The 10,811-nt window shown below is 70.2% G+C and carries 10 protein-coding genes; 9 read left to right on the top strand and 1 reads right to left on the bottom strand.

Annotated features, from left to right (window positions below; genetic code table 11):
* From secF to D6718_00415, 4 genes are all read left to right on the top strand, one after another.
* The coding region (secF, locus tag D6718_00400; GenBank protein RMG49062.1) for a protein translocase subunit SecF at positions 1-991 on the top strand (991 nt) is incomplete at its 5' end.
* Between the two features lie 117 nt (positions 992-1,108).
* Complete coding sequence (locus D6718_00405; protein RMG49063.1) at positions 1,109-3,280, top strand: bifunctional (p)ppGpp synthetase/guanosine-3',5'-bis(diphosphate) 3'-pyrophosphohydrolase; 2,172 nt, start codon at positions 1,109-1,111, stop codon at positions 3,278-3,280.
* A 52-nt stretch (positions 3,281-3,332) separates the two neighbouring features.
* Positions 3,333-6,314, top strand: a complete 2,982-nt coding sequence (locus D6718_00410) for a hypothetical protein (GenBank protein ID RMG49064.1) — start codon at positions 3,333-3,335, stop codon at positions 6,312-6,314.
* A 97-nt stretch (positions 6,315-6,411) separates the two neighbouring features.
* Positions 6,412-6,792, top strand: coding sequence for a RidA family protein (locus tag D6718_00415; GenBank protein ID RMG49065.1), 381 nt, complete (start codon positions 6,412-6,414; stop codon positions 6,790-6,792).
* 4 nt (positions 6,793-6,796) lie between these two features.
* Here D6718_00415 and rpmB read toward each other — a convergent pair whose 3' ends face one another.
* Positions 6,797-6,994 carry a 50S ribosomal protein L28 gene (gene rpmB, locus D6718_00420; GenBank protein ID RMG49066.1) on the bottom strand — a complete coding sequence of 66 codons (198 nt, stop codon included), beginning with the start codon at positions 6,992-6,994 and terminating at the stop codon, positions 6,797-6,799.
* 242 nt (positions 6,995-7,236) lie between these two features.
* Here rpmB and pilM point away from each other — a divergent pair, with 242 nt between their 5' ends.
* The 5 genes from pilM to D6718_00445 form a co-directional block, all read left to right on the top strand.
* Positions 7,237-8,442: a type IV pilus assembly protein PilM gene (gene pilM / locus D6718_00425; protein ID RMG49067.1), complete on the top strand. Its 1,206-nt coding sequence runs from the start codon at positions 7,237-7,239 to the stop codon at positions 8,440-8,442.
* Positions 8,439-9,035, top strand: coding sequence for a hypothetical protein (locus tag D6718_00430; protein ID RMG49068.1), 597 nt, complete (start codon positions 8,439-8,441; stop codon positions 9,033-9,035). Before pilM ends, D6718_00430 begins: the two co-directional genes overlap by 4 nt.
* Before the next feature lie 3 nt (positions 9,036-9,038).
* The gene (locus D6718_00435; GenBank protein ID RMG49069.1) at positions 9,039-9,638 is read left to right on the top strand and encodes a hypothetical protein; all 600 of its coding nucleotides are present in this window, start codon (positions 9,039-9,041) and stop codon (positions 9,636-9,638) included.
* A complete protein-coding gene (locus tag D6718_00440; protein RMG49070.1) occupies positions 9,635-10,171 on the top strand; it encodes a hypothetical protein in 537 nt (178 codons plus the stop codon). Before D6718_00435 ends, D6718_00440 begins: the two co-directional genes overlap by 4 nt.
* The coding region (locus D6718_00445) for an AMIN domain-containing protein (GenBank protein ID RMG49071.1) at positions 10,168-10,811 on the top strand (644 nt) is incomplete at its 3' end. The genes D6718_00440 and D6718_00445, both read left to right, overlap by 4 nt.

Here is a 10,811-nt window from a genome sequence, read left to right on the forward strand (position 1 = left end):
GAGCGCCTTCGAGGGCACCGTGGCCGGTGTGGAGGGAGAGGACGTGATCATCCGCGTCGCTCTCCAGGAGAAGGGTCCTGCCGCGGGGGAGACGGGGAAAGACCTCGTGACGCGCGTCCTCGACGCGCTCCGCGGGGAAGAGGTCCGCAAGCGGCTCGCCGAGGGAGCGCTCGACCTCAACACGGTGGACGAACTCACTCTGGAGTCGCACCTCGCCGACCGGGCCGGTATGGACGAGGCGAGCGCCGCCTCGGCGGCCGAGGCGATCGTTCGCTGGCGGAGGGAGCACGGCGGCGTCATCCCGTCGGTCGACACGCTCGGCGAGATCGAGGGCGTGCCGGAGGAGGCGAAGAAGTTCCTCGAGGAGGCGGCGTTCACCGGGCCGTTCGGCCTGCGCGGGCAGGACTTCATCGAGGCCTCGGTGTCGGCGGAGATGCGCCGGGCGGCGCTGGTGGCCGTCCTCGGGGCCCTCGGCGGGATGCTGGTGTACATCTGGATCCGCTTTCGGTTCGCCTGGGGGCTGGCCGCGATCGTGGCCCTGGCCCACGACACGATCGTGACCCTCGGTGCCTTTTCGTTCTCGGGGATGGAGGCGAACCTCCCGGTGGTGGCGGCGTTCCTCACGCTGGTGGGCTACTCGGTCAACGACACCATCGTCGTCTTCGACCGGGTGCGCGAGAACATCGGCGACCGCACGCCGGCCCGTCTGGCGCCCGTCATCAACGAATCGCTGAATCAGACCCTGTCCCGCACGCTGATCACCTCCCTGACGACCTGGCTCGTCGTGGTCGCGCTGTTCCTGCTCGGTGGGCCGGTGATTCGGCCGTTCGCCTTCGTCCTCCTGGTGGGTATCGTGGTGGGAACCTACTCGTCGATCTACGTTGCGAGTCCCATCCTTCTTATCTGGAAGCGGCTGTTCGGCAAGAAGCCGGCGGCGGACGTCAGCGGCGGCGCGGCGAAGCGCAAGAAGGCGGTGCGCGGCGCCAGCTGAGACCCGGCGGCGTTCCGGGCCCTATAATGTCGGCGTCGGTTTCGGGCGCCGACGGGGACGCTGAGCGGCGGGAGCCGGGGAAGCGGGGAACGGCCCGGCCGGAGAGCGCCGGCGACGGTGGTTCGTTTCGAAGACATTCAGGAGCGCGTCGAGCGGAGCCGCCCGGGCGCCGACGTCGATCTGCTGCGGCGCGCCTATGTCTTCAGCGCCCTCATCCACAAAGGCCAGCTCCGCCAGACGGGCGAGCCCTACCTGACCCACCCGCTGGAGGTGGCCTACATCCTGGCCGACCTGGGGCTCGACGTCCCGACCGTCGCCACCGGCCTCCTGCACGACACCGTCGAGGACGCCGCCGATCCTGCCGACACCCTCGAGCAGATCAAGAAGAAGTTCGGCATGGAGATCGCCGGGCTCGTCGACGGGGTCACGAAGCTCAAGAGGCTCGAGTTCGCCTCGGAGGCCGACCGCCAGGCCGAGAACCTGCGGAAGATGGTTCTCGCCATGGTGGGGGACATCCGCGTCATCCTCGTCAAGCTGGCCGACCGGCTCCACAACATGCGGACCCTCCACGCCCTGCCGCCGCGCAAGCAGCGCCGGATCGGCAAGGAGACGATGGAGATCTACGTGCCGCTGGCGCACCGCCTCGGCCTGGGGCGGATCCGGGCGGAGCTGGAGGATCTGTCGCTCAAGTACGTGGAGCCGGAGGCGTTCCGCTCGCTGGAGCGGAAGCTGCGCGACATGCGGGGGGTCTCGGAGGCCCTCATCGCCGATATCACCTCGCGCCTGCGCTCGAAGCTCGAAGAGCACGGGATCAAGGCGGAGATCAGCGGACGGGTGAAGAGCATCTTCTCGATCCACCGGAAGATGCAGCGCCAGGGCATCGACGTCGACCAGGTCTATGACGTGATCGCGATCCGCGTGATCACCGACAGCGTGAAGGACTGCTACGGAGCGCTCGGCATCGTCCATTCCATCTGGCATCCCGTCCCCGGCCGGATCAAGGACTACATCGCCATGCCCAAGGCGAACCTCTACCGGTCGCTGCACACCACGGTGATCTCCGAGAAGGGCTACCCGTTCGAGGTGCAGATCCGCACCTGGCAGATGCATCACCTGGCGGAGGAGGGGATCGCTGCCCACTGGCGCTACAAGGAAATGGGAAAGATGACCGACGAGGAGATGGAGTCGGTCCAGTGGCTGCGCCAGGTGATGGAGCTCCAGAAGGACGTCGTCGACTCGCGGGAGTTCGTCAAGTACTTCAAGATCGATCTCTTCCCGGAGGAGGTCCACGTTTTCACCCCCAAGGGGAAGGTGCTGACCTTCCCGCGGGGCGCGACGCCCGTCGACTTCGCCTACGCCATCCACACGGAAGTGGGCCACCGCTGCGTCGGCGCGCGCGTGAACGGGCGCCTCGTGCCGCTGCGGACGGAGCTGCGCAACGGCGACATCGTGGAAATCCTCACGCAGGCCGGGCACCGCCCCAACCGCGACTGGCTGTCGTTCGTGCGCACGGGGCGGGCACGCCACAAGATCCGGGCATACCTGAGGGCCGTCGAGCGCGAACGCTCGATCGAACTGGGGCGGTCGATGCTCGACAAGGAGCTGCGCCGCTTCGGGCGGTCGCTTCGCGCCCTTTCCGAGGAGGACAAGCAGCGCGCCCTGGCCCACTTCAAGCTCAAGGAGATGGACGACCTCCTCGCGGAGGTGGGCCACGGGAAGCTGACCCCGGCGCAGGCGGTGGCCCAGCTCGCGCCCGACGCGGCCCGCGAGGAGGAGCCTTCGATCCTGCGGCGGGTGCAGCGGGCCCTCAAGCGGCGGCCGAGCTCGGTGCGCGTCCGCGGTCTGGACGACACGCTCGTGACCCTCGCCGGTTGCTGCAACCCCATCCCGGGGGATCCGATCGTCGGCTACATCACGCGGGGCCGCGGCGTGTCGGTCCACAGGGAGGACTGCCCGAACCTCGAGTCGCTGCTGCTCGATCCGGGGAGGCAGCTCGAGGTGGAGTGGGATGCGCGCGGCGCGGCCGACCGGTTCGCCGTCGGCCTGCGGGTGCTGGCGGAGAACCGGCCGGGACGGCTGGCGCGCGTCGCGGAGGTCCTCGAGCGGGAGAAGATCAACATCCGGCACGCCGACGCGGGCGTGGATCAGCAGGGGAGGGGGCTGATCTGGGTTGTGGCCGAGGTCTCCAACCGGAGCCAGGTCGAGCGCCTGATCGACCGCATCCGCCGGGTGGAGGGCGTCCTCCACGTGGAGCGGGTGCACCCGGCGGCGGCGGAGCACGCCCGCTGATCCCAACCGGGGCCGGTTCGCGGTATCTTCCCGGCGGCCCCGGGGAGATGCGATGCGACCACCCCATCGGCCGGCCGTCCTGCTCCTGGCGCTGCTGGCGGCCCCCCTTCCGCTCCGGGCCTCCGAACCCCCGCACCTCGCCTTCGACGGGGCCGTCTTCGGCCGCGAGCGGGTGAACCCGCGGCCGAGGCCGTACGACGGCTGGGTCGACGTCACCCCACGAACGACGATCTACTTCGAAATCCTGGTGCCCGACGCCAACGGACCCGGCGGGGCGATCGACCCGGACACGATCACGGCAACGCTGGTGCCCGCCGCGGGCGAGCCGGTGCCGATGGTGACCGCCGGGCAGTCGTTCGCGCCCGGGTTCTCCGGGACCTTCGTTCACGGCGTGGACGACGGGGACGAGAACGGAGAAGGCGTTTACGTGGTCCCCGACAACCCGCTCGAGGCAGGCGTCACGTATCGCGTCGACGTCACCGCCTCCACCTACGACGGCGTGCCGATCGATCCTGGCGCGGATTCGTGGACGTTCACGACCCGCGCCGCCATCGCGTCCCCGACGGTGAGCTGGACGGTGGACCTGTCGGATCCCACCGTCTCCTGGGACGGCTGGTTCTTCGCGGGCCTGCTCAAGCCGAACTTCGACACGAGCCGGCTCTTCGACCAGCTGGAGTCGTACGACCTGATGGCGGCCGCACGGGACGCGGCCCGCAACCGGTCGATCTGGTCGCTCCAGCGGGACTGGCCGCTGACCAGCGACTACTGGCACAACGGCGTGTTCGACGGGAACCCGAACCCGGTGCGCGAGATGGAGACTCGGCGCGTCACGTCGGTGATGTCGGTGCCCGGAGGGACGGTGGTCGCCGTGACCGATCTGCCCGAGGGTCCGCTCTACGGCATCCCCCCGGGCCGGCCCCTTTCCGCCGACTTCCACGCCGGAGACGTCGTCACCGTGGCCGACCGGGAGAAGTTCGAGGCGGCGCAGGTGCTCGCGGTCGACGATGCGGCGGGTACGGTCACGCTCTCGCCGCTCTCGACGCCCGACTCCGCGTGGATCATCGACTACCCGGGCTCGCGGCCGCCGGATCTGCCGGAGACCCCGGACAACTTCACCAAGCCGCTGTGTTACCTGCGGAAGCTGTACCCGGCCGGGACTCCGGTGTACTACTGGAGGCGGATCGACGACGAATGGGACATCGTCCACGGCACCTACGGGCGCCGCCTCGAGGTGAACTTCAACTACATCCCGCTCGATCTGTCGCGGGAGCCGGTGCCGGCGCATCCGGGAGGGCACGGCAGCGTGGCGCCCCCGAAGGACGACCTCGAGTGGCACGAGTTCGTGCGGCAGATCACGTTCCACCTGATCGACCGCTACGGGGCCGCCGCGGCCGACTTCCTGTGGAGCTTCGGCAACGAGAACAACTACGGCCTGTTCTGGTCGGGAACGAAGGACGAGTTCTACAAGTACTACGACCTCACCGTGAACGCGGTGTTGACGGCGTTCGAAGAGCGGGGCCTCGACGCGTCGAAGGTGCGCGTGGGCGGACTCGAGGCGGGCGGCCTGGGAGGCGTCGGCTGGCTCCGCGACGCGCTGTATCACATGTCCCCGGAGGCCGACAAGCCGGAGGGCGACATCGCGGAGCAGAACTTCGCCTGCGCCGATCCGCTCTTCGACGGACGGCGCGCGGCGCGCGTGCAGGAGCTGTGCGACGCGCACGGAGGCAAGGGGTCGCCGGTCGATTTCGTCTCGATCCACGAGTACGTCCACGCCGACCAGGCGACGGCCGACATCATCCGCGTGCGGGAGGACTCGCTCGCGATCGATCCGGCCTACTTCGACCGGCTCGCCGTCGATTCGTTCGAGGCCACCCCCGACTGGATCCCGAGGAACGATCCGGCGTCGGCCGCGATCTACCTCGGTGACGGCTTCTTCCCCGCGTGGTGCGCGGACTGGATGCAGCGGCTCGTGGAGCGCGCCGGAACCGACCCGCGTTTCGCTCACCACGAGTCGGTGCTGACCGTGTGGCCCTTCGACTACAACGGCCGCGGCCAGACGTCGGTCACCGCGTTGATGCGCACCGACACCGACGGAGACGGCACCGAGGACGCGATCACCACGGTCAAGAAGGCGATCTTCAACCACATCGAGCTCCTGGGCCGAATGAGCCGGGATCTCGCGGCCCTCCCGGCCCGGGACCTCTCGGGCATCCGCGTCGCCGGGGTGCGGAGCGCCTCGCCGGACGCGCACGTCCTTCTCCTGTACGCGCACGACCGCCACGACACCGAGTCGCGGGACACCACCACCGTGACGGCCCGGCTCTCCGTCTCCGGTGTGCCATGGCCGCGGACGGCGGTGAGGAGGTGGAGGGTGGATCGCGACCACTCCTCGCCTTACCGGGCGTTCCAGGCCCTTCCCCGGAAGGACCTCTACACGCCGGACGAGTTGGCGGACCTTCTGGCGGCCGACGATCTCGAGGAGGACGGGACCGTGCGGACGGTCGATACGCCCGGCGGCTCGCTCGATCTCACCGCTCCCATCGCCGTCAACGGCGTGACCGTCCTCGAGCTGACGGAAAGCGACGCGGACGGGGACGGGATCGGAGACACGGCCGACAACTGCCCGGCGCTGGCCAATCCGGACCAGATCGACGCCGACGGCGACGGCCACGGTGCGGTGTGCGACTGCGACGACGCGAGCCCCGACGTGTGGAGCGTTCCGGGCGAGGTGGCGGGGCTGACGCTGGCCCGCCGGACCGGCGGCGAGGTCGAGCTCGATTGGGTCTCCCAGCGCGACGCCGCCGGGCCCTCGACCCGTTACGACGTGGCCGGCGGCCCGCTCGGCGATCTGCGCGCCTCGGGCGGTTTCGGCGCCGCCTCCTGCGTGACCGACGACGCGGGAGAACCGCCCCTGGTCGATCCGGAGAACCCGCCGCCAGCGGGGGAGGGGGTCTACCGCCTGGTGCGCGGGCAGAACGGATGCGGCACGGGCCCCTTCGGCCCGCCCGGGATCGACCCGGCGGCCTGCCCCTGAGGTGCCCCGCGCCGGAGCCGGAGCCGGCCGGTCCTCGGCCGCCCCGCCCGGGCTAGAATGCCCGCCCCGCCGGAGGCGGGGCCGGGAGGGCAAGCCGATGCTGCGCACGATCGCGACCGAAGGGGCACCCGCGGCCATCGGGCCGTACAGCCAGGCCGTCGAGGCCGGCGGCTTCCTCTTCTGCTCGGGGCAGATCGCCATCGATCCGGCGACCGGGGAGATGACCGGCGCCACGGTGGGCGAGCAGACGCGGCAGGTGCTGCGGAATCTCGCCGCGGTGCTCGAGGCGGCCGGCTCCGGGCTCGACCGTGTCGTGAAGACGACGGTCTACCTCACCGACCTGGGCCGGTTCCCCGAGATGAACGAGGCCTACGCCGAGTGCTTCGGAGAGCATCGCCCCGCGCGCGCCGCCGTCGAGGTCGCGGCGTTGCCCAAGGGGGCGCTGGTCGAGATCGAGGCGGTGGCGTTGGCGGGGTGAGGGCTCAGGAGACGCGCTTCGTGACGCGTCCCGACCGGATGCAGCGCGTGCACGCGAGGATCCGGCGGGTGCCGCCCTTCTCGGTGGCGACCCGGATGCGCTGGAGGTTGGGCATGAAGCGCCGCCGGGTCACGTTGTGCGCGTGACTGATGCTGTTCCCCGACAGCGGCCTCTTCCCGCAGATCTCGCAGACCCTGGCCATCTGACGTGTCCTCCCGCGGCGGCGGCCGCAAACGCCGGCCCGCCCGGCACTTGCGGGTGGCTCCCCCGCCGGCGCCCGCGAAAGCCGAAAGTCTAGCAGCCCCCTCCCGGGTCGGCAATCCGCCGCGCCCCCCCGCCTTGCCGGGCACCCGGCCGGGACCAATATTCGCCGCGTGGAGATCCGCCGGCGAGGTGGGCCGGCGCGGCACGCCCGGGCCGCGAGGGCCGCAAGCGGCGGATCGGATGCGGAGAGGTGGCGGAAGGCGCCGCCCGCAGGAGGTCCGGGAGAGGCCGCTCCGCGCCGGGCGCGAACGGGCGCGGGCATCTCCGGTCAGGGCCGCCGCAGCCGGCGACTTCCCCGCGACACGACGCGGAGGTGCCTGGATGCTCTTCGGGAGATCGAAGGAGCTCGTCGGCCTCGACATCGGCGACAGCTCCATCAAGGTGGCCGAGCTGAGGGACCTCGGCCGGAACCGGGGCTACGAGATCCAGTCCCTGGCGACCGAGCCGCTGCCCCAGGAGGCGATCGTCGACGGGACGGTGATGGACGCCGGACTCGTCGTCGACACGCTTCGCCGCATCTGGTCGAAGAACAAGATCCGGAACACGAAGGTGGCCACCGCGCTCAGCGGCCACTCCGTGATCATCCGCCGCATCAACCTCCCGCTGATGAGCGAATCGGAGCTCGCCGAGCAGATCCGGTGGGAGGCCGAGCAGTACATCCCGTTCAACATCGACGAGGTTTCCCTCGACTACCACATCCTCGAGGGCTCCTCTCTGGCGGGCGAGGGGAACATGGACGTGATCCTGGTCGCCGCCCGCAAGGAGCGCATCGACGACTACACGTCGGTGATCAGCCAGGCCGGCCTGGAACCGGCCGTCGTCGACGTGGCGACGTTCGCCGCGCTCAACTGCTTCGAGGTGAACTACCAGGAGGAGATGCCGGGCACCGCGGCGCTCATCGACATCGGCGCCTCCGTGACCAGCATCGCCGTGCTGCACAACGGGATGTCGGTCTTCTGGCGCGACTTCTCGATCGGCGGCAACCAGTACACCGACACGCTCCAGCGGGAGCTGAACCTGTCGCGGGAGCAGGCCGAGGCTGCCAAGAAGGGGGAGTCGGTCGAAGGAGTGCCCCGCGAACAGGTCGACGCCATCCTCGCCTCGGTCAACGAGGAGCTGTGCCAGGAGATCCAGCGGACGGTGGACTTCGTCAAGGCGTTCGCCAGCAGCGAGGCGCCGCTGGAGGCGATCTATCTCACGGGCGGCGGCTCCCGGCTTCCGGGACTCGGCGACGTCCTGTCGCAGCAGTTCGGGGCCCGCGTGGAGCCGCTCGATCCGTTCCGGCAGATCCGCGTCCCCGCGCGCCTCGAGCGCCAGTTGGCCGACGTTGCCCCCGACAGCGCCGTCGCCGTCGGGCTGGCCCTGCGGAAGGTGGGTGACCGATGATCCGCGTCAATCTGCTCGAGATCCGGCAGGCGAAGCCGGAGAAGAAGGCGAACCTGACCTACGAGAACGCGGCCGGCATCGCCGCCGTCGCGATCATCGTGCTCTCGATCGCGTTCGTCGGATACCGCTCGTTCGCGATGAGCCGCCGGATCGCCACCCTCAAGGCCGAGGTCGAGGCGGCGACGGAGGAGCTCTCCCAGCTCCAGGAAGCGCTGCAGGTGATCGAGAGCCACCAGAAGAAGAAGGCGGCTCTCAAGAAGCGGGTGGAGCTGATCACGGAGCTCAAGCGGCGCCAGAAGGTGCCGGTGCACCTGCTCGATCAGATCAGCCGCAAGCTGCCGGCCTTCCTCTGGCTGGAGGGTCTCGACGAGCGGGACGGCCGGGTGGTGATCCGCGGGAAGGCGACCACCTACAACGCCGTGTCCAACTTCTACAACAACCTCGCCGGGTCCCCCTACTTCAAGGACGTCACGCTGGGCAACACACAGGCCGTGCCGGAGGGGGTGAGCTTCAACCTCTCCTGCCGCTTCCAGACGGCCGACGAGACGGCCGGCGCGGGGGGCGACGCCGCCGCCGGGACGCCGAGGGGCTGAGCCATGGATCTCAAGAAGCTGCCGTGGTGGGGACAGATCGCCGCAGCGCTCGGCGTGGCGGTCGTCGTCTGGTGGTTCGGCAACAACTTCGCGCCGACCGAGCTGAACAAGAAGGCGCAGAAGATCGCGCGGCTGGAGGAGACGCTGGAGCAGAAGCAGGCGGAAATCCGCCGGGCCCGGCGTGCCGCCGCCCAGCTCGACGAGCTGCAGCGCGAGATCGCGGACCTCGAGCTGAAGCTGGCCGATCTGAAGCAGATCCTGCCGACCCAGCCGGAGCTGGGCGATCTCCTCAAGTGGATCAAGAGCCTCGCCGATCAGACGAACCTCGACCTGCGCGTCTTCAACCCGCAGTCGATGACCGAGCAGGAGTTCCTGCGCGAGCAGCCGATCCGGATGCAGGTGCGGGGCAACTACCACCAGCTGGGTCTCTTCTTCGACCGGATCAGCAAGTACGCTCGGATCATCAACGTCGAGGACGTCAAGATCGAGCCGAACCGGACCAGGAACTCGAACGCGACGATCCAGGCCACCTTCATCGCGAAGACCTACATCTTCAAGAACCTCGACGAGGACAAGGATGCGTCGCGTGGAGGTGCAGCATGAGCGCACGCGCGGGCCTCGTCTGCCTTCTCGTCCTGGCGGCCATCGCGCTCCCGGCAGCGGCCCAGAGCGCGGACGCGTCCGAGCAGCGGGTCGCTCCCGACGCCGACCGGCTGCTGGGGCAGATGAAGCGGGATGCGGAGGCGGTCATCACCGGCCAGCACTTCAGCTACGACCCGACCGGGCGCCGTGACCCGTTCGAGCCGCTCGTCAAGTCGGAGCGCAAGGCGAAAGGGAAACGGCCCAAGGGGATCGCCGGGATGCTCATCTCGGAGATCGACCTGAAGGGGGTCGTCCTCGACCGGGAGGGCAAGCCGGCGGCGCTCTTTCGGGGAAGCGACAACCGCGGCTACACCGTCCGCGTGGGCGATGTCGTGTACGACGGCCGCGTGATCGCCATCGATCCGGTCAAAGGCGAGGTCGTGTTCCGCCAGCAGGTCGACGACCCGCGGCGGATCAAGCCGTACCGCGATGTGACCAAGCGACTCCGGCCGACCAAGGAGGAAGGCGAGTTCACCGAGGAGGAGGGCGCATGACCACCGCACGCCGCCGGAGCCGGCTGCTCCAGGTAGCGATCTTCGTGGCCTGTGCCGCGGCGGGCGCGACGCTCGCGAGCGGCACGATTCCCTACGACGACCGTCCGCCCCTCCTGGCGACCCAGGAGGTCCCGGACGGCGTGCCGAGAGCGTCGCACTTGAACGACGTGGCGCTGGCCAGCGTCGCCCCGGACGGGACCGTCGAACTCGTTCTCGAGGCCGACGGTGCGCTGCCGGTGGAGGTCTTCCGCCTGGACGGCCCGGAGCGGCTCGTGTTCGACCTGCCGGGCGTCGTGCTGCCTCCCCGGCTCGTGGGGGCGCGGATCCGCGTCGGCAGCCGCGGGGTCGTCCGCGCACGCCTCGGCCAGTACCGCGAGCCGCCGAACGCGCTGGCGCGTCTGGTGCTCGACCTGACGGAGCCGCACCGGTTCGACGTGATCCCGGAGCCGGGCGGCGTGCGGCTGCGGGTGGCCCCGCAGGACCTCGCCGCTTCGGTCGAGCCGGCGCCCGAGCCCGCGGCGGTGGAGGTTCCGGCGGCCGAGCCGGCGCCCGAGCCCGCGGCGGTGGAGGTTCCGGCGGCCGAGCCGGTGCCCGAGCCCGCGGCGGTGGAGGTTCCGGCGGCCGAGCCGGTGCCCGAGCC

It is taken from the genome of Acidobacteriota bacterium (assembly GCA_003696075.1).
In the GTDB taxonomy this organism is placed as follows: Bacteria; Acidobacteriota; Polarisedimenticolia; order J045; family J045; genus J045.

Coding starts and splice junctions, on each gene's coding strand:
- D6718_00410 (RMG49064.1), top strand. CDS start 3,333: ATGCGACCACCCCATCGGCCGGCCGTCCTGCTCCTGGCGCTGCTGGCG.
- D6718_00415 (RMG49065.1), top strand. CDS start 6,412: ATGCTGCGCACGATCGCGACCGAAGGGGCACCCGCGGCCATCGGGCCG.
- rpmB (RMG49066.1), bottom strand. CDS start 6,994: ATGGCCAGGGTCTGCGAGATCTGCGGGAAGAGGCCGCTGTCGGGGAAC.
- pilM (RMG49067.1), top strand. CDS start 7,237: ATGCGGAGAGGTGGCGGAAGGCGCCGCCCGCAGGAGGTCCGGGAGAGG.
- D6718_00430 (RMG49068.1), top strand. CDS start 8,439: ATGATCCGCGTCAATCTGCTCGAGATCCGGCAGGCGAAGCCGGAGAAG.
- D6718_00435 (RMG49069.1), top strand. CDS start 9,039: ATGGATCTCAAGAAGCTGCCGTGGTGGGGACAGATCGCCGCAGCGCTC.
- D6718_00440 (RMG49070.1), top strand. CDS start 9,635: ATGAGCGCACGCGCGGGCCTCGTCTGCCTTCTCGTCCTGGCGGCCATC.